Source organism: Actinomadura sp. NPDC000929, assembly GCF_040492065.1.
GTDB classification, from domain to species: Bacteria; Actinomycetota; Actinomycetes; order Streptosporangiales; family Streptosporangiaceae; genus Spirillospora; species Spirillospora verrucosospora.
Genome location: NZ_JBEUPA010000036.1, coordinates 22,223 through 41,549, shown reverse-complemented (window position 1 = coordinate 41,549; position 19,327 = coordinate 22,223). Strand labels below are relative to the sequence as shown.

The window sequence follows — 19,327 nt, the reverse complement described above, 5'->3', positions numbered from 1 at the left end:
TCGGATGGGACCTTGGTTGGGGGGGTGGCTCTGGTCCTGGACCACTATCGGCGGTAGGGAAGATTCGCCGTGCGCGGCGCCGCTGCGACGCGCATGCTGGAGGGCGTGACAGGTGCGGAAGCGTTCAACCCCCAGCGCGACCAAGAGCGCAACAGGCTCTATGAGCAGTACGCCCGTGCGTTGTTCGACACCCCGGATTTAGCCAGAGCCGTCGTGCAGCGCGTGGACGCCAACGGCGGAAACCGCCCCAGAATCTCCAGCATTCTCCTCGACAACGCCACGATCGACCACGCCCTGCGCTACTTCGACACCGCGGGCAGGGAACTGTCGGGGAGCCAGCGGCCTGCGCGGCCACGCCTCATGATGCTGGCGGTCGCGGAACTCGTCAACGCCTTCGTGCTCTACGAACGCGTGCTGACGGGGCCAGAGGCGGGCACCAGTTCGTACACGCAAACGGTGGGGCCGGGCGGCGCGTCCAGAGCGGCTCATGCTCAGATACTGGGAGACGCCGCGGGCGTCATCAGGGTCGCTACGGAGAAGATGACCTGGCCCGAGGTACTCGCCGTGCTCGGGCTTGCCAAGGCGACCTGCCTGGCAACCGTCGGTGGCCAGGGCCACACGGGCGCTAACGGACAAAGCCAGGTCGAGGTGGTCAGCGGCCTTCTGGGCCTGCCCCTGGAACCCGACTTGGTTCTCGCCGCCCTTGAGCGGCTGACCCCCCACGTGGCGCACCAATCCCCGCACAAGATGCGCTGGATCGCCCGTGACCGCGATTTCTATCCCCGTAACTTCGCGACCCTGCTCCTCGCGCGGAGCCAGACGGAGGTGACGTCGACCGACGGGACGCCCGAACGGTTCGCCGCGCAGCTGATCTACCGAGCGCAGGTGTACTCGCTGCTGGCCGACATGCTCGGGTGTCCGTACAGCGCGGACGCGCTTCGCGCCGAACTGGTCGAGCCCCGCGGGCCCTCCGGATTCGCCGAACGGGCTGCAGTGCTGATCGGCGACGCCGAGGCCGAAACCGACCACCAGATCAACCAGGTGCTCGGCTACGAGGCGTTCAAGATCCGGATTCCGCTGGTCCTGAGGTACGTGCTCAGCCGCGCCAGCCGACCCGCCGAGGTCCTTGAGATCACTCTGGAGATCAGAGACAGCCGCCAGGCCCGGAGGTTCCGCGAGTACTGCGCACGCGTCGACGCCGCCATCGCCGAGGGCAAGCGGGCCGACGTCGTGCGCGCATGCAAGGAACTGTCTGCCTACGGCGTCCGGTTCGAGAGCGAACTGGCTGGTAGCCGCCCGAACCGGGACCAGATGGTGGGGGCGGCCAAGGACCTGGTCAGTATCGGCTCGCCGGTCATCGGAGCCCTCATCCCCGGTGCGGCCATCGCCGGCAGCCTGGTCGGCGGCTGGGTCAGGCGCCGCCGTTACGCCCTGATCGAGCGGATGATCGGCGCCCCACGCACCCTCAACGCCATCGAGCATGAGTTCGCCCACCTCTGGCCGCACCTGTGACAGATCGCGCCGGGTCCGCCCTGAGCGATAAAACCGTGGTGGGTCACCCGCCCAGGCAGATGCGTTCTGGGCCTTCCTGTCGCTCTGCTCTTCGAAGCGAGGGCAGGGCCGCAGGTCGGGCATTCAGGGGCCTGTTCGCCCCGACGGCGCGTTCGTGCGGGGTCTGTCTCCGCGGCCCGTGCAGCGCCCCGTTTGCGTTCGAGTGCCTGGAGGCCAGGGCGGGTAGCAGTACAAACAGCACTTGCCAGGACCGGCCCGCCAGACCCAGGCCCGGCCTGAGGCACATGCTCAGATGGTCACCGGTATCTCGACCGTGGCGCGCATGGTCGCCGCAGGGGGTCTCGTGAAACTCAGCCCGGATCGACCGGAGGGGGTCGGCGACGGACCGGGCTGCCAGTTTGGCCGCATCACTGATCCCGCCCGGGCAAGCACCAGCGTAGAAGTACCCCTCGAAAGATCTTTCCAAGGCGGGAGCTCTCGGTACTTGTCATCGAGACCACCGGAGCGGGATTGACTGGCGGGCTCAGGCGAGCGTGTGGGTGCGGGGGCTCGCGCCCCGGCCGCCCTGTGCAGCGCCACCAGGTGCGGTAAGAGGCCGGCGACCGGGGGCGAGGAGACGGCGGGACGGGCTGGTCGTGCAGGCACCGCCGTCCGGGCGGGGAACGTGCGGGCGCGGAGCAGGCGGGCGGAGGCCGGCACCTGCGGGAGGCTCAGGACGGCGAGCAGTCCCTCGGCCTCGGGATCCAGCCCCAGCAGCCCTGTCAGCGCGTGATCGTCGAAGCGCAGGTACGTTTGGACGATGGTGCCGTCGCGTTCGGCCACTGCGCGGGCTTGAGCGGCGAGTGCGCCGACTTCCTGACACTGCAGCCGGTAGGAGAAGTCGCCGTACTTGAATCCCGACCGCCAAAAGACAGCCGTCAGCAGCAGGTAGGCCCCCGCGGGGCCGTCCAATGGTTCGGCCAGGGCCGCGTTCACCGCGGCGCGATGGTCGCCTTCGCGCACGGTTTCCAGTACGTGGTGCGCGGGGGCGTAGTGCCCCAGGGGCGCCCGCCCCGGCGACGTAGGCCTCGATCGGGTACAGCGCTCCTCCGGAGGGCACCGAACGGGTCGCCGTGAAAGCAGGACCGACGACTGGGCGCTTTCTCCAGACACAGCCCGTCCTGGACCGTGACCCCATCGAATACAGGTCTGAACCGGGGAGCCGTGACCGCCTAAAGAGCACCGACCTGGCGGCCGCCACCACCCGGCACACCGGCCTGGAGCGAAGCGAGGCCGCCAGAAGCCGAGTTGCAGGAGATCCTCCTCCACTGGGCGGGTGCGAGTACCGCCGTCCGGACGGCCTGGCAGCGTTGAGACATGGAGTCGTAGAGTGTCTATTTGGTAACTCGTTGTTATATTCTTGGGTGGTGGTTCGGTACGAGTTCGGGATCTTGGGCCCTCTCAACGTCACACGCGATGGCGTCAGCGTCACGATCCGCGCCGAGCGGCAACGCTGTCTCCTAGCGGCGCTGCTCATCAACGCCGATCAGACCGTCTCAATGGACGCCCTGGTGAGCAGACTGTGGGGGCAGAACCCGCCGCAAGGGGCGCGTAACGCCCTCCAGAACTACGTCCTGCGGCTCCGCCGGGTTCTGGGACCGAACGTCGTGGTGACCGATCGTCACGGTTACGTGCTGCACGTGACACGGGACGGCTTGGACGCGCGCCGATTCGACTCGCTCGTCCGGAAGGGAGAAACCCTGTCATCTGTGGGAGACCACGAGCAGGCCGCGGCGGTGCTCGGCGAGGCCCTCGGACTGTGGAGAGGCGAAGCCCTGGCGGATTTACCCACAGAGCGGTTTCAAGATGTCGTCGCGGCCCTGCACGAGAAGCGCCTGGCCACGCAGGAGTCGTGGATCGACGCGGTCATCCGGTGCGGGCGTCCCAGCGATGCCCTCCCCGAGCTGCGGCGTCTGACCGAGCGCCATCCGCTGCGCGAGCGCTTCTGGGCGCAGCAGATGCTCGCCTTCTTCCAACGCGGTCGGCAGGCGGAGGCGCTGGAGTGCTACCGCCAGGTCACCCGTCTGCTCGCCGACGAGCTGGGAATCGATCCGGGCGAAGAACTCCAGCGGCTTCATCGGCGGATACTCGCGGCGGACCCGCAGATCGCCGCGGTACACCCGCGCACAGCACGCGATCTGGGGAACCTGCCTTCCGAAACGACGTCCTTCGTCGGCAGGGAGAAAGAACTGGCCGAGACATGGCGCCTCCTGCGCCTGTCCCGTCTGGTCACGCTGACCGGAGTAGGAGGAGTCGGCAAGACCAGGCTCGCCCTGCGCGCTGCTCGGCAGGTGTCGGCCTCCTTCCCCGAAGGGGTGTGGCTGGCGGACCTGGCCGCGCTGACCGACGCGACGCTGGTGGCACGCGCAGTCGCCGAAGCCCTGGAGATACGCGACCAGTCCGTGCGCTCGGCAGTGGACTCCTTGGCCGACCATGTGCGCGATCGGCGGCTGCTGCTCGTCCTGGACAACTGCGAACATCTGGTGGACGCCGTGGCGCCGCTGGTGCAGCACCTGCTGTGCGCGGCTCCAGGCCTCCGGGTTCTCGCCACCAGCCGCGAGCGGCTCGCGGTGCCGGGCGAGCACGTGCTTGTCGTCTCCGGCTTGGGCCTTCACGACGATCTCGCCGAGGGGGCTTGCGAGGCCGTCCGGCTGCTGAGCGACCGTGCGCAGGCCTGCGCAGCCCCAGTGCGCGACAGTGGCTCGGCCACCGAACTCTGCCGCCGGCTGGACGGCATTCCGCTGGCCATCGAGCTTGCGGCCGTCCGCCTGACATCCCTTACCGCCGAGGAGATCCTGGACCGTCTGGACGACCGCTTCCGGCTCCTGGCCGCCCCACGGACACCTGCGGAGAACCGCTATCGGCAGACCCTGCGCGGCGTCATGGACCTGAGCTACGGCCTGTGCACGTCGGCGGAACGCCTGCTGTGGACACGCATGTCAGTCTTCGCCGGGAGTTTCGACCTCAAAGCCGCCGAGGCCGTCTGCGCAGGGGACGGCATCGACGGAGCCGACCTGCTCGACCTGATCACCGGGCTCATCCACAAGTCGGTCCTGGCGGTCGACGGCGAGATCCGGCTGCGTACCGGTGGCGCCGCTCGCTACCGGCTTCTGGAAACAATCCGCCAATACGGGCTGGACCGCCTCCGGGCAGGCGACAACGATGTCCAGTACCGCGGTCGCCACTGCGACCACTACCAAGCCCTGGCCAAATCTGCCGCTGCGGACTGGTGCAGCCCCCGAGAAGTCCGATGGCTGGACCGGCTGCGCACAGAACTCCCCAACCTGCGCGCCGCCCTCGGGTTCTGCCTCACCCGACCCGAGCGGGCTCACAATGGGGCCCAGATCGCCGCGGACCTCACCCGCACCCGCTCCTGGTTCTTCAGCAGCACTCTGGGCGAGGCGCGGCACTGGTTGGAGAGTCTGTCGGCGAATCTCACCCCTGAAATCTGCGAGACGACCATCGTGGCGACGGTCATGAAGGCCTTCATCGCGACCCTCCAGGGAGACCAGGCGGCCTCCCGAACGTTCCTGGACCATTGCCACTCGGCCGATCCGTCGCGCGCGCAATCCCCAGCCGTGGCCTATGTCGAGGGTGTGCACATGTTGCTGGCGCACGGCGACCCCGCCTGCATCGACCAACTGGCGCGGGCGCGGGAGGGCTTCCGCGCCGCCGGCCACACCGGAGACGCTCACATGGCCACGATGTTCTGGGCGATTGCCGCCGCCTTCCTCGGGGACCAGAGCACCGCCGTTTCCGCGTGCGAAGCCTACGTCGCCGACGCCAACGCCTCTGGCGCCGAGTGGGCCTGCACCTGGGCCCAATGGTGCACCGGCCTGACCGAACTCCTGCATGGGGATCCCAGCGGTGCGCTGCTGCCTCTGTGCGACGCCCTGGTGCGGCAACGCCGCATAGACGACCGGTGGGGTCCCGCATGGGCCCTGGAGACACTCGCCTGGGCGGCGAGCGCGCTCGAGCATCATCATCATGCCGCTCAACTGCTGGGAGCCGCGCATCGCCAACGCCAGGTGACCGGTGCCGCGCTCACCGGCCTCATCCCTCTCCATGTCCAGCACACGCGCGCGAAGGATCGGGCCCGCGAACACCTGGAAGCGGAGGCGTATGCCGAAGCCTGGCAAATCGGCGGCGACGCCGAGGACGGCGTCACGCTCGCGCTCGGCATCGCCGACGAGGTCTTCCGCCAGAGGACGCCCACCACGACGCCCCTGCGGGACCGCGGCCCAACCGCGTGACCGGGAGGTGACCGAGGCGATAGAGGGCGGGCGAAGAGTAGGTCGTGTCGGGACCACTTTCCTGCTCAAGGAGCACAGCCATGCCACCTCGGCCGCCGGACTTCGGTCCCCAGATCGATCCGTACGCGAGGTACGAAGGCCAGCAGGATTGCGACCCGGCGGCCAAGCCCGGAGTGGCCGCGTTCCGTGACCTGGTGCTCGCCGCCTATCCCGAGACACACGACCTCGGAATCAGCAGGGAGTGCGGCCGCGGCGGCCCCAGTGAACACAAGGAAGGACGTGCCTGGGACTGGGGCGTGGACGTCCACACCCAGGCCCATATCGCAGCCGATCTCATCGACTGGCTACTGGCCACCGACCGGCACGGCAACCCGCACGCACTTGCCCGCCGCTTCGGGATCATGTACATGATCTGGAACCGGCGCATGTGGGAGGCGTACCGCCCCGACGCCGGCTGGCGACCGTACACCGGAGACAACCCGCACACCAACCACGTGCACTTCAGCTTCAACTGGGCCGGCGCCCGCAAGCAGACCACCTGGTGGACCGCGTCCCGGTGGGTGTCGCGGGTGAGTGTGGGGGTGCCGTCGGTGGTGGACCACGGTTCGGGGATGGTGGTGTTCGGTGTCGATGCTTCCGGTGCGGTGATCCATCGCTGGCAGAACGCCCCGGGTGGTGCATGGTCGGGGTGGACGCCGCTGGGCCGTCCTGCGGCGGCGGCGGTAGGGCGTCCGTGGGCGCTGGTGGGGCGCTACGGCAAGTTGGCGGTGTTCGTCCGCGGTGACGACGGGGCTCTGTGGCACACCTGGCAGTCCGAAGCCGGTGCATGGGCCCCCAACTGGGTGTCCCTGAGCGGCCAGCTCACCAGCGACCCGGCCGTGGTCCTGAGTCCTAACGGCGCTCTGTCGGTGTTCGCTCGTGATCCGGGCGGGCGTGTCACTCACACCTGGCAGCACGGTCCCGAAGACGGTTACGCCTGGCATGAAGGCTGGGTCGACATGGAAGGCGCCACCCAAGGCCGCCCCACCGTCCTCGTCGGCCGCGACGGCGGCATGGTCTTGTTCGCCCGTGGCACCGACAACGGCCTGCACCACCGCTGGCAGACCGGAACCGGCGGACCCTGGTCAGGATGGACGCCTCTGGGCGGCCAACTGGCCAGCGACCCGGCCGTGGTGCTCAGCCCCAACGGCGCTCTTTCAGTGTTCGCCCGCGACCCCAGTAGCCGTGTCACCCACACCTGGCAGCACGGCCCCGAAGACGGTTACGCCTGGCACGAGGGCTGGGTCGACATGGAAGGCGCCACCCAAGGCCGCCCCACCGTCCTCGTCGGCCGTGACGGCGGCATGGTCTTGTTCGCCCGCGGCACCGACAACGGCCTGCACCACCGCTGGCAGACCGGAACCGGCGGACCCTGGTCAGGATGGACGCCTCTGGGCGGCCAGCTCACCAGCGACCCGGCCGTCGTCCTCAATCCCAGCGGCGACCTGTCGGTGTTCGCCCGCGACCCCGGCGGGCGTGTCACCCACACCTGGCAGCAAGGCCCTGAACACGGCCACGCCTGGCACGACACCTGGGTCGACATGGAAGGAAACCTCGCCCCCGACCCTGACAGCAGGTCCTTGCAGGCCACCGCGGCAAGCCCGCCACCACTTCCAGAGAACTGACCGACCGTCGCTCGGCCGGTGACAGGTGAGCGTTGTTCTCAACTGGCAGATCGCAATGACATGGTGATCACCGGAGATATAAGAGAGGCGGGCTCGTCAGGGCCCTGAACCGGGTCCTGGACGGTGCTCCTTTCGGGTTTAGTTCCGACTCGGTGAACCTCACCTGGACGACGACACCGCCACCGCTGCCTATCACCGGACCGGGTTCGCTACCGACATCGCCGTCGGATACCTCGACGATGTGGACGACCACCGAACCGTGACGTTCCGGATCGGCCCCGGCCAAATGCAACGGGCAGCTGGGAGCGAGAGTGGAACGCCCACGGCTGCGCACGGGTGTATGCACAGTTCCGCAATGACCGCGAAGAACACCATTCTGTCCCTGACCACCAGTGCCTATAAAGGAGCCCCATGCCACCCGCCATGCACTCGCCGAGAGCCTGCTGCTTGCACCGCTCGTGACCATAGCGGCGTCCACCGGATTCGCCCTCTACTTGCTTATCTGGAACCGTCTGCGGAATGCGGGCCAAGCCGAGCCCATTCTCCTTCGCGGCGAGACATACGGGCCGACCGAAGGCCATGCGGTCGGGGCATTGCCCGAAGCAGCCCACGTGACCGGACGGACATCGGTAGGCATCGCGGATCGAGCGCTCTCGATGGGGTCACCAAGAAACCGCATTTCGGCGTCGAGAAAGGGTCCCCCATCCGCCGCCACTGCTCAGCCCGACCCGCAGTCCGCACCACTGCACGAGGCCGCCATACCCCGGCTTGACCTGCAGAAACAGCCTCGCCCGTAGTGGCCCCACGCCCCATCGCTCACGGAACGGACCCGTCGATCGCAATGCGGTTGCATTCGAGTTGAGTGAGGGCTGGATCCTCAGGCGAGCCCAGAGGGCGGCGGCTGCGACGGCCTCACCGATCGGTCGCTCGGGCGAGTGAGAGCCGTACGGCGCAGACGTGCCGTCGGTCGCTTCGAGGGGCGGAGACCTGCGGACATCGCAAGTCCTGCGGATACTAGGGTCGCCATGTCACCAGGCCCGAACACACACGCTTCGAGCGCAAACCACGCTACGGACGTCGGGGGGGTCCCCACCGGCCCGGTACTGCCGTCCGGTAGCCGCGGCAGCCTGTCCGGATGGATGGCCTCAGGAGATTCCACCAGGTAGACGGCCCCCCACACCCTCCGTTCCTCGTTCGAGAACCAGCATTTGATACAGACTCCCGGCAACGCCGCGTACTGGGCGGCAGCCGTGCCCGCCACCCAGGCGCGAAGCTCGGCGAAAGTCACGGGGGATTCAGCCAGATCCCAAGCGAGTACCGCGACGAACATAGGGGCTCCTAGAGGCATGGGCGGCCGTGCGTGGGCCCGCGATGACCGGTTGGCCTAGGGGAACGGGTGCGGATGGTCGTTCATCTCGTCATGGCGCAGCGGGCGGGCAGTGTGACCGAGGCGGTGCGGGACGTCACGCAGCCGGGGCAGACCATGTGTCCTGCGGTGCTGGTGTCCGAAGGTCATAGGCAGGGTGCCGGGGATGAGAACCTTGACACAGGCGAGTCGGCCGGCTTGGTGCTCGGGCGTGGTCTGGTCGACGACGATGACGTCCATCCCCCCATCGGTGTAGCGCCGGACCAGCCCCGCCAGATCGTCTCGTAGGTCGTCGTTGTGGAAGCCGCCGGGTCCGCGAAGTTCGCCGTCTCGTCTAGCGGCTAGGTCTCTCATGGCGCATGTCGCCGGTTCCTCGGTGAGGAAGCCCAGGCGGTCGTAGGCCTCCCAGGCCCCGTACAGGAGAGCATGGTCTGCCATCGTCTCCACCAGGTAGGCGTCGTCGACCTGGTCTTTGGCGCGCTGCTGCTCAGCCGGATGCCTGCGGATACGGTCGGCGAGGATGGGACCGAGTTCGCTCAGCGCGTTCAGCACGGCCTTCTCCGGGAGCAGGTGGGAGCCGGCGGCGGAGACTGTCCTGGGAAGGCCTCCGGCGCGGCCGCCGAATGCGTGGTCGCCAGGGTGCACCGCCATGGCCCACACGGTCGGGACACCATGCTCGAGAGTGGTGTCGTGGACCCGCACCCGGTAGCCGGTGCGAGCGGTGATGGCCGCGGCCTGCAGCGGCACGGTTCGATCGGTGCAGGATTCCAAATCGATGAGGGGCGCGGAGATGCGGGCGTACCAGGTCATCAGGAACGCGTCGCGCTCGGCGACTTCCAGGATGCCGTAGATGATGGCCTCCTCCAGGCAACTGCCCAGGGCGCAGCCGTTGGAGGTCTCGTAAGCGAAAGGCCGTTCCTCCGAGGCCCTCCGGTGAGGTCCGCCGTAGTAGGCGAAGGTCTGCGGCACCAGGATCGGTTCCCGCCGGGCGAAGGAGTATCCCCACACCCAATCGCAGACGGCATCCTCGGTGAAGCGCCGGTAACCGAAGCCGGGAAGCCGATAGCTCTGCTCGGAGTGCTCTCCGAGGACACGAGGGTCCAGTGCCCGGCCGGCAAGGTCGGCGTAAGTTCCACGCACCACCGTCCTCTTCCCTCCCGGCTCTACGCCGCCCCAGCGTTCCAGTGCCTCCAGCACCGCCGTCAGTGAGCTCGCCTGGTGGCTGCGGGTACGACCGAACCCATGTTCGGTACGGCCGGGAGCGCGCAGCGGCAGCGGAGCGACGGCCACGACGAGCCCGCCTTGGGTGTCGTGGCCGAGGGCGGGGATCATTCCGGCCTGCGCGTCGACATAGGTATCGAGGACGGCGTCGTATCGGCCGTGGACCAGCCCAATCCGGTGGTGGTCCGGTGCGGGTTTAGGCCGGGCGGAGATTACGAGTTGCGCGTGCTCGGGTCCATCGTCGGGGAGTATCCCGCACTCCGGGCACAGGGGTTCCGGGAGGAACGGATGCCGGGTGACGGCCAGCTGTTCCAGGTCGACATGGAGGACCGCCCGGTGGGTGAGGGGCGCGGCGGAGGGGTCGGGTGGAAGCACGGGGTTGGTGGGGCGGACAAGGCGCGTCATCTCCGCGGCGACCAGTGCGGCCACGGTGTCGCAGCTCAGCGTGGTCAGCCACGACGAGGGCCGCTCGGACAGCGCCGCGGAGTGTGCTTCCCGCACGGCTTCGGTGTCCTCCAGGCCCGGGCGCACACGGCGGGCGCGCATGTGCATGCAGAGCCCGCAACCCGTGGTTCCCGGCAAGTCCAGCGGTCCCATGACGACGGTGCCGAGCCGTGCGCGTACGGGAAGCCGGGGCACCGGAAGGCCCGGGCGCCACCGCCTCAGCTGCGCCGGGTGCTCCGCGCGCCAGATGTCGCTGAGCGACACCACCGCCCGGATGGCGCTGCCGTGTGGGTCACCCATCGGGGCAGGTTCCGGCACAGTCGGGAGCACCGTGCCGTACTCGGCGAGAGTGCCGGCGACTGCGTCGCGAAGCACCCCCTCGCCCAGCACCAGGAATGCGGCCGTCGGAAGGTCAGGGGCTGTCATGAGTCACCACCACATGCACGGTGAACGGCACGAGCGCGTGGACCTGCGGGTCATGATCCAGGGGGACGGCCAGAACACGCAGGCCCGAGCGTGTCAGGGCGGCCACCAGGTCGGACACGGGCGGCGCAGGCCTGGGCCGCACCGGCCGTATGATGCGGTCGCCGAGCCGGCCGGGCGGCATCGCCGGTTCTCCGTGCCACGGATGCCCGGGGGATCTGCCGAGTCCTGGGGGTGTCTGCCAGGACGCCAGCAGCTGCAGCAGTCCCTCACCCAGAGCGCGGGTGTAGGTCGTGCCGCTGCCGTATGCCGTGAGACGGTCGCCGAGGCGGCAGGCGAGAACCGGCACCCCCAGCGGGCCGGTGAGATCGTGAACGGTGAGAGACAGGCCGAGGGCCAGCGCCATGGGCAAGCACCAGCGGACCGTCGCGTCCTGGGGAATGGACTCCGGATCGATCTGCGGCAGGGGTGGTCGGGATGGTGAGCGGGCCCAGGAGACGGTCAATTGCTCGCAATGCTGCAGGAGGCCCATCTGCAGCGCCGCCGTCCAAGTGTGCGCCGCTGCGACTCCGCAGGGGGTTCGGTAGGCGCCGGGGACGCGCCGCAGGGCGGGGAAGGCCACCGCTGCTGGCAGTCGGTGTGGTCGGCCGCTTTTCAGGCAGAGGGTGTGGACGAAGCCGCTGGACGCGTGTGCCGTGGCCGGGAGCACGCCGGCCGGGCCGGGACCTGTCAGGGTGGCGAGCGCGGCGGATGGTGCCGCGTCGGCTTCGAGCAGAGGACGGCCCGATGCCGTCAGCAGGCGACGCGGGTCGAGCATCAGCGAGGTGTAGGCCGCGAGGGCGGCCATTGCGGTGCGGTGCCGAGCGGCGGTGAAGTCCGTGCCCACCGCTGTCACGGGTGCGCGGCCGCCCGGTTCGAGCAGTCCGACGGGGTCGGAGACGAGACTTCGTGCCATGTGCAGGGGAAGTTGTGGGAGGTCACCTTCCGAGACCTCCCCGATGACGCCGAGTCGTGGATCCGAGCAAGCCGCGGCGCGCCGGGAGAAGTCGTCGGCGGCCAGTGCCGGGGTCTGCTGGAGCCGGAGGACGTGGTCGATGAATTCCTCCGTGGACGGGGGTGCGGCCGGTGAGGCGAGGGGGTGCGGCAGGAAGTGGTGGACGCCGCCGTCGAGGCCCTGCCCCGTCACCCGGGTCAGGTGCGGGCGGTCGGAGGACGGCGCTACGTTCGTGGCCCGGCGGAAGAGGTCATGGACCGCTCGGTTGGCTGCGGCGGCCACGCCTGCCCGTTCCGCCGCTCGCTGTCCGCTTGGGGCGTGTTCGTCGCCGGGGCGGGTGAGCCGGTGGAGGGCCGCAGAGGCACCCGGCCGGCCCGGGCCCGGGCAGCCGGCCTGCCCCAGCCACACGTCATCTCCCGCGAGGAGCATCTGCACCACGATCGCGCCGCCGCGCTCGCACAGGCGGTCGATAAGCCTGGCGCGTTCGGGCAGCGGCCGGCCTGCGCAGTGGACGATCAAATCGGGAGAGCCCAGCAGCCGGGCCAGTTCCACCTCAGTTTCCGCGACGCCCTGGTACCAACTGATGCACGCTGGCGGGCCACCGCGGGTCACCGTACCGGTGCGAGCGGCGGTGTACAGCGCTTCCTCGTCGGTAGGGGATTCGGCGGTGACGACAGCGTGCACCTTGCGGAGTCCCGTGCGGTAGGCGGCTCGCAGGGCGGCGGGCAGCAGGGGGCCCGCGCCGAGGACCAGGGCGGTGCTGTCGCGATAGCGCTGGAATGCCTGTGGCCCCGCGTCGCTGAAGTAGCTGAGGAACGTCGTCTCGCCTCGGTGAGCAGCGGCGGCCCCCTGGGGAGAGTCACCTGGATCGAACATTGCCTCCGCTGCCCCCTGCACTGCGTCGGCATCCAGCAACGCGGTCACCAGGCGTTCGACGTACCGCGCACGGTCCGGCGGCAGGTCAGCGGTCAGCTCGGCCAGGGTATGGCGCCCGTCGAGATGGGGCATCAGCCGCTCGATCCACCGGAGCGCTCCCGGTTGGGTAAAGATGGTGGTGCCGCGGTGGGTGAGCACGGCAGTACCGGTGGGCGAGAGCGCCGCATACGCGTCGTCCCGCCAGCGCAGGCGCGAACCGTTCGCCGGATCGTCCGGCCGGGGCTTCACTGCTCCCCCTTCTGATGGGTTGCGGGAGTGCAGGCAAGGGCGAATTCCCCCACGCCGCACTCCTCCAATGCGTCGCGACCGGTCGCATGCGCGAACGCCGGGGCGTCGCCGGCACCCAGGGCGCACGGCGCCAGTCCCATCGCCGTGGCCACGCAGTACATGGTCTGGTAGAGAACACCAACGTGTTTAAGAGTCAGTGCGTATGCCATGGCCTCGTACCTCAGCATCACCCGGCCGGAGCGGGCTGCGATTACCAGCAGCACCTGCAACGGACCGCGGTGGGCGGTGGCGGCGGTGCGCAACAGCCTTAGTACCGCCGGGTGGGTGTGCTCGCGCACCAGACGCAGTTCATGAGCGTGCGAGTCGTAGTGGTACATGCCCGGGTCGAGATCGGCCATCCGGCGCACGACCGGGTACACCTCCAGTTCGTGGACCCCCCCTCCCGATGGGTAGGGGCGCGCTGCGGACTCCACCCCGCCCCCGTAGGAAACGACCTTCTTGGTGCGGGCGCACCGGTAGAGGAACTCCCCGAGCTGCGCGGTGCTCAGGGCCGGGGCGTCCACGTGCACCCGGATGCTGCGGCGGTCTTCCAGCACAGTGGTGAGCGTCGGGTCGGTAGCGCGCAGCGCACCGAGGTCGGGGCGGGGCAGGTCGACGACGCGGCTGGGATACGGCCGGTGGCGCGCGGGGACGGGTGGGAAGCGGTCATGGGCCCAGAGCGTGGCACCGAACCCTTCACCGAGTGCGGCCCTGGATCCCACCCGGCTGCGCTCGTGGAACCACAGCTCGTGCGGACTCCACTGACGGGTGCGCGCTTCGCCGTCCTCCTCACCTGCTGATCGGACGGTCAAACCGGCCCAGCGCAGGTCATACAGGAGCCGGGCCGTGGTGGCCGGGTGCGGCAGATTGCCGGGCGGCTGATGCGTTCCTGTACCGGCCAGGTAGCCGAGTAGCCCCACCGCAGCCGGGTCGTGCAGGCTGACGTCGCACCAGGCCCGGGGGGACTGCAGGACCAGCCCGTCATCGCGTCGCAAGACGGCGGCGAAGCGGGACAGCACCGGCCATCCTTCTTCCGTCTCGGCTGGCGGCTGGGGCGGTGGTGGCGGCGGGACGAGCGGTTCCACCGTGTGGGTGTGTCTCCCCTCAGTGACAGCCGTGATGGTGAGCCACCCTGCCTCCCGCAGGCGATGGATCAGGCGAGGAGTGTCGTTGTCGCTGTCCGGCGCGCGAGCCGCGGCGAGCAGCTCCTTTAAGGTGCGCGGCGGTCCCGCCAGTTCGCGCAGGAGCGCGCGCTGTACCGAGCTTGGTCTGCCGAGGGACTGGGCCTGCCCGGCCGAGAGCAGAAAGAGTTCTCCACTGGGACTAGTCGCGCTGTACACGCCGCGGCGCATCCCGAGCAGTTCTTCGAGGCTTGCGGTGACATCCGGCATGGAGTGCCTTTCGACGAAGGGCTTACGGGTTCTTTCAGGACCGGAGGAGGTCTATGGCCCGCACTCCCACGGCGTCCTCCACCGCGTTGGCCGTGAGGTGGCACAGCATGAAGCGTTCCATGGGGGTGACGCCCAGCCGGGTCAGGTGGAGATAGAGCAGGTTCAGGCTCAGCCGATAGTGCAGGAATTCTGCGGACTCGCGGATTCGCGGCCAACGGGGGCTGTCCTCCAGAGCGCGGTGGAAAGGGCTCCTGGCGAGCAGTTCCCCGTGGGCGGCCGGGACTGGTCCGCCAGGGCGTGGGCGCATGCCGAAGTCGTGGCCGGAATTGATCAGTTCACGTCCGCGGCGTGCCGACCGGCCCAGTACGGTCACCCAGTCCCGTGCCGTATCCGTGCCCGGAGCCGCGGCCGAGATCACCGTGTCCACGCGCCGGGTGAGGGCGTCGGCGTGTCGGGTGTAGTGCTCGTCCCACGCGGAACGCTTGCCGTGGCCTTCCGGCCAGGTTGCCAGGAAGGCCTCGGCGTGTGAGCGGAAGGAGACGAATCCGCTGCCGATTCCCGACGGGGCGAAGGCGTGCGCGGTGGCGATCAACAGGTCGTAGGCCACGCCAAGGCGGGACATCCCTGCTTCCCGTACGCCCGCGAGCGTACGGAAGACCAGGTCGTTCGCTGCGTCGTACAGGTCCGTCAGCAACCGGGTCGCTTCCTCGCTGCCGAGTACGGACAGCCGGGGATCGTACGGTTGCTCACGCACCGAGTTGTCGGGATGCCAGGGCAGGAGGGGGCCCGGTTCCGCCTCAAGCTCGGCCAGCCGCCGGTGACCCGCCAGCGTCCTGGGCGTGGGACCGCCGGTGCGGGAAGGCGCCGTCCGCAGGTACTCCCCCACCATGCCTTCGGCCACGGGCCGTACCACCGCGGTGAAGACCTCTGGCGTGGCGCGGACGTTCAGCCGCACATGCGGGCCCCTCAACCAGTGTCTGACGAAGAACGCGCTTGTCACCCGATCGCGCACCTGTGCCATCACCGGCCGCACCGCGTCCAGCAGGAGGTCGTCCTGACGGCGGGTGTCGTGGTGGTGCACATGGATACTTCGCCATGTTGCGCCGGTTTCGGTTTCGGCCCGGTTGAGGTTGCCGGTCATCACCGGGCTCCGTCGCCGAGGGACTCGGCGGCCGTGCGGGCGGCCAGATAGCGGATGCGCCACTCCTCGTTCGGCATGACGCCCAGGCGGTTGCAGGCCAGATGGGCGCAGAGGTCCAGCACGGCGGGGATGGGGGTGCCGGCGTTGCCAGCGCCGGTGAGCATGCTCCTCAGTTCGTCCAGGGACCTGGCCCAGAAGCCGAGTGCGCCGTTCGCCGGGCCGCGCTCCCCGTTGCCGCGCACCCCGTACGCCCGCACGCCGGCCGCCAGTCGGGTCAGCCTGTCCCGCTGACCGAGATAGCAGGCCTCCAGTTCAGCGGTGTCCGGGAGGTCGTCAGGGGTCGGCCGTCGCCCGGACCATGGGGACCGGGCGACCGACCAGGTGACCAGCAGCAGGCAGAAGGCGAAGGTGTCACGCAGGGCCGGGCGCCGGCAACCGGCGCGGAGCAGCCCGGTGACGAGCCGGCTGGATTCGGCGAAGTGCCTCTCCACGGCCTCGATACTCACGCTGTACCCGTAGCGGCCGTGCTCCCTGCGGTAGGGCAGGGCGACCACGGAGTCGTTGGGGTACATCAGCCGCTCGTATGACGCCATGTGCTCCCTCGCGGCAAGCAGCGGTGCGAGGTGCGCGTACTCCCGTTGCTCAAGCCACCGGGACGAGGGGTGGTCCTGCAGATGCCGTCCCAGTTCTCCGGTGACCCGGGCCAGTACTTGGTCGCGGTGGGCGGGGCTGGTGGGCAGCACGCGCAGCCGCAGATGGGGGCCGCCGTCCCAGTAGCGTAGGAAGAACCAGGCGGTCGCCGTACCTTCGGCCGTGAGGGCGGTCATGAGCGGTTCGACGGCGGTCAGAAGGAGGTCGGTAAGGTCGCCTTGGTGGAAGGCGTGGACACTGACCCACTCGGACTCGTCGCCGGCCCGCGGGATCGACAGCTCATGCATGGCCCGTGCTCCTCCCCGTTGACATCTCCAGCAGTACTTCCGTCACCACGGCTTCCCTGGCGCCGCAGAGTGGTGGTGTGAGCGGGTCGGGCAGGGCCTCGTCGAGCACGACCGTCCTACCCGGTCCTGTCATGCGTTCGAAGAGCGCGAGGAGCCACGGCGAAGCGAAGTCGATGTACATCGGTTTGCGCGACTTGATGTCGTCGACACGGAAAGGCGTGTGCCACGCCCGTACGAAGACCCGGCTGGGGATTCCCTCTCGCCGCAGCCACGCGGCGATTCGCTCCATGAAGACCGCGTCCGACTCGCCGCTCCCGCGGGAGGGGACCAGCGCGCCCGGGACGGTCCACCGGGCACGCTGGAGCACCACGCGGCCGACCTCGACGCGGGGCTCGTGGACGGCGCTTGCTTCCTCGGCCGGCGCGGCGGGCCTGGACGATCCCACGGCTGACAGCGGCGGGGCGACGGAGTGCACGAAATAGCTGGGACTGAAGGCGCGCATCAGAAACCGCGCCGCCCTGGGGAGGGTGAACTCCGCGGTCATGCCCAGGTGGTGGGGGACGATCCGGATTCCTTCCCGCGCCCAGAGCAGCTCGGGCATCTCGGTGGCCGGATCAAGCCTGACGCTGAGCTCTCCCAGGGGGATCCGCTCGGCCGTGGGACGGCTGCTCGTGGTGTACGGGTAGTCGATCTCGTACGGTACGACGGGCAGCCGCACGTTCAGGGTCGAGCCGAACAGGCCGCTGAGTTCCGCGGGGGTCGGAGCGTGTACGCCCCCGCGGAGAATGCCATTGTTCGTGCCCTTGACCGGGAACGCCCGTGGTACGCCGGTCTCCGCGCGCCTCTTCAGATGCAGCAGGCGGCTGAGTCCCCTGCCGTGGCCGCCGTGGACGCTGTTCAACACCAGCCGGCAGGACTCGTGACCGGCGGAGAGAACCTGGACGTACCAGGCGACCGAGGCGGGGGGCACGATCCAGTCGGGCCATCGGGCCACCAGTTCCGCCAGCACCGCCGACTCGGCGCGGGCGATGCCGTCGCGCTCCACCCGGCCGAATAAGGCATCACCGGCCTGTGCACGCAATTGTTCGAGTTCCTGAAGGCGCTTCAGGCGCCACCCGCCCGCGGGCGTGGCTGGGACACCCGGCCAGAGAGGGACGAGCGCCCGGCGGAGATCTGCGTGAAAAACGCTGTCGCCGTCGCCCGCCAGTTCCTCTTGGACGGAGCGGTAGAAGGCGAGGAATCCGATCTCCTCGCCCTCGCTGAAGCGTTCCTGAGCGTGTTGCCCCAACGTGATCCGCAGCGAGAGGTTCGGGTCGAAAACGGTGAGGAAGCACCTCAGCACATCGAGATCGTCAAGGGCTGGGCGCCATCGGGCCATGGACAGCTCGGCGTCCTCACCAAGCAGCAGCGCCGATTCATGCGCGATGGGTGCGGGCGGGACCGCAACGGGGGACCCGGCTGCTGGGTGGCGGGCCGTGGGAGAGGCGGCGCGGTCGTCGTACCCGGCAGCCATGTCGATGTGCCGCGTCAGCGCGTTGACGGCCATCCGCAGCCGGTCGTGGCGTGCGCGGTTCCGGTCCACGTCCGGCACCGGCACATCCAGCCGCAGTTCGGCCCGTACCGCCTCGATCAGCTCGGCCAGTTCGCGGAGGTCACCGGTGTCTTCGCGGGCGCGGGCGCGCACCCACCGGCTCAACTCGCCCAGCACATCGACGGCGTGCTCGTCGATGGGGATATCGGCCTGGAGCAGCCCGGCGGCCAGAAGGAGGCCCACCAGTCGGTCTGCCTCGGCGCAGCCCTCGGCGTCCTTCCCGCCACCGGCGGGGCGGCCCGGTGCCAGTGCCGTGACGAGTTTCTCCCTGGTGAGGGGAGCGCGCACATCGCGCAGCAGTCGCAGGCAGCGGGTGACCGCCGGTGAGCAGCGCAGGGTGATGAGAGGTTCGGACGGTGACGCGGCAAGGAAACTCACGGAATCGCCGACGTACGTCGCACTGGGGTTGATGCGGACCACGGCCGCTCCCACCAGTTCCGGATGGCGGGCCAGGTGGGTGCGGAGCGCGGTAAGAGGCCCGCCATCGAGTTCCAGCATGCCCAGCGGATCGGCCGAGCCGCGCCGGACCGCGACGACCGGCGCACCGGCCGGTGGCGCCTCGGACGGGTCGTCAGAGAGCCACCGTCCGGTGGCGACGTACATGAAGGTGCTGTAGGGACTGGTCTTGGCGGCTGCCCGTGAGAGGTACTTGGCGATCCGGAGCCGCTTGCGCGGACGCGGGGCCCGTCTCGGGTCCTGGATCCAGCTCCCGATGTCGTCGAGCAGTGCCGGGGCCCCCTGGGATAAGGCGCGCCGGAACCCGGCGTCCGCCGCCGCCTCGCGCAGGGCCGTATTGGTGGCCGCGTGCTCCCTCGCGAGAACCGCCGGCAGCCCCTCTCGCGTCCCGTCGCGGTCGGTGCACAGTGCCGTCCAGTCGGCCACCTGACCGGCAAGACCGGCAGGCAGCGCGGAGGCCAACTCGGCGTTCCACGCGCGGGGTCCCGGTAGCCGCCGGGCGTGGAGTGCGCGGCGGAGCCCCACGAGCCCCGGCCGCGCCCTCGAATCCGGCGCCAGGCCACCGATCAGACGGTGGAGCGCTTCCGTCAGTGCCTCCGCCTCGGCGGCTAGCCGGTCCTCCTGGTCGAGGAGGAATTGGACTTGGGCGAAGGATCTCGCGCAGCGGAGGCCTGCGAGAGCGGACGACGGC

Annotated in this window: 10 protein-coding genes; 3 read left to right on the top strand and 7 right to left on the bottom strand. The window is 69.5% G+C overall.

From position 1 onward, the window contains the following. The first annotated feature begins 69 nt into the window (after positions 1 to 69). Positions 70 to 1,512 carry a hypothetical protein gene (locus tag ABWI04_RS15980; RefSeq protein ID WP_353832897.1) on the top strand — a complete coding sequence of 481 codons (1,443 nt, stop codon included), beginning with the start codon at positions 70 to 72 and terminating at the stop codon, positions 1,510 to 1,512. A 288-nt stretch (positions 1,513 to 1,800) separates the two neighbouring features. On the opposite strand, the gene ABWI04_RS15975 is transcribed toward ABWI04_RS15980, so the two are convergent. Next, positions 1,801 to 2,514: a nitroreductase family protein gene (locus ABWI04_RS15975; protein ID WP_353832896.1), complete on the bottom strand. Its 714-nt coding sequence runs from the start codon at positions 2,512 to 2,514 to the stop codon at positions 1,801 to 1,803. A 404-nt stretch (positions 2,515 to 2,918) separates the two neighbouring features. Here ABWI04_RS15975 and ABWI04_RS15970 point away from each other — a divergent pair, with 404 nt between their 5' ends. Both ABWI04_RS15970 and ABWI04_RS15965 read left to right on the top strand, forming a co-directional pair. Next, positions 2,919 to 5,804, top strand: a complete 2,886-nt coding sequence (locus ABWI04_RS15970; protein ID WP_353832895.1) for an AfsR/SARP family transcriptional regulator — start codon at positions 2,919 to 2,921, stop codon at positions 5,802 to 5,804. Between the two features lie 80 nt (positions 5,805 to 5,884). Then, the gene (locus ABWI04_RS15965) at positions 5,885 to 7,468 is read left to right on the top strand and encodes a PLL family lectin (protein ID WP_353832894.1); all 1,584 of its coding nucleotides are present in this window, start codon (positions 5,885 to 5,887) and stop codon (positions 7,466 to 7,468) included. Positions 7,469 to 8,852: 1,384 nt separating this feature from the next. Here the strand turns inward: ABWI04_RS15965 and ABWI04_RS15960 are convergent. Genes ABWI04_RS15960 through ABWI04_RS15935 form a run of 6 tightly spaced genes read right to left on the bottom strand, consistent with a single transcriptional unit; the run spans position 8,853 to position 19,098 of the window. Beyond that, positions 8,853 to 10,925: a TOMM precursor leader peptide-binding protein gene (locus ABWI04_RS15960; protein ID WP_353832893.1), complete on the bottom strand. Its 2,073-nt coding sequence runs from the start codon at positions 10,923 to 10,925 to the stop codon at positions 8,853 to 8,855. Further along, a complete protein-coding gene (locus ABWI04_RS15955; protein ID WP_353832892.1) occupies positions 10,912 to 13,080 on the bottom strand; it encodes a hypothetical protein in 2,169 nt (722 codons plus the stop codon). Before ABWI04_RS15955 ends, ABWI04_RS15960 begins: the two co-directional genes overlap by 14 nt. Continuing rightward, positions 13,077 to 14,510 (bottom strand): SagB family peptide dehydrogenase, encoded by a 1,434-nt coding sequence (locus tag ABWI04_RS15950; RefSeq protein WP_353832891.1) that lies wholly within the window; start codon positions 14,508 to 14,510, stop codon positions 13,077 to 13,079. Before ABWI04_RS15950 ends, ABWI04_RS15955 begins: the two co-directional genes overlap by 4 nt. 34 nt (positions 14,511 to 14,544) lie before the next feature. After that, positions 14,545 to 15,651: a thiopeptide maturation pyridine synthase gene (locus ABWI04_RS15945; protein WP_353832890.1), complete on the bottom strand. Its 1,107-nt coding sequence runs from the start codon at positions 15,649 to 15,651 to the stop codon at positions 14,545 to 14,547. After that, entirely contained in the window at positions 15,651 to 16,589 is a 939-nt protein-coding gene (locus ABWI04_RS15940) for a thiopeptide-type bacteriocin biosynthesis protein (RefSeq protein ID WP_353832889.1), read from the bottom strand. The genes ABWI04_RS15945 and ABWI04_RS15940 overlap by 1 nt, the downstream gene beginning before the upstream one ends. Next, positions 16,582 to 19,098 carry a lantibiotic dehydratase gene (locus ABWI04_RS15935; protein WP_353832888.1) on the bottom strand — a complete coding sequence of 839 codons (2,517 nt, stop codon included), beginning with the start codon at positions 19,096 to 19,098 and terminating at the stop codon, positions 16,582 to 16,584. Before ABWI04_RS15935 ends, ABWI04_RS15940 begins: the two co-directional genes overlap by 8 nt. Positions 19,099 to 19,327 lie beyond the last annotated feature (229 nt).

Excerpts from the sequence above, each read along its gene's own strand:
- ABWI04_RS15965 (WP_353832894.1), top strand. The coding sequence starts at position 5,885 with ATGCCACCTCGGCCGCCGGACTTCGGTCCCCAGATCGATCCGTACGCG.
- ABWI04_RS15960 (WP_353832893.1), bottom strand. The coding sequence starts at position 10,925 with ATGACAGCCCCTGACCTTCCGACGGCCGCATTCCTGGTGCTGGGCGAG.
- ABWI04_RS15950 (WP_353832891.1), bottom strand. The coding sequence starts at position 14,510 with ATGCCGGATGTCACCGCAAGCCTCGAAGAACTGCTCGGGATGCGCCGC.
- ABWI04_RS15945 (WP_353832890.1), bottom strand. The coding sequence starts at position 15,651 with ATGACCGGCAACCTCAACCGGGCCGAAACCGAAACCGGCGCAACATGG.
- ABWI04_RS15940 (WP_353832889.1), bottom strand. The coding sequence starts at position 16,589 with ATGCATGAGCTGTCGATCCCGCGGGCCGGCGACGAGTCCGAGTGGGTC.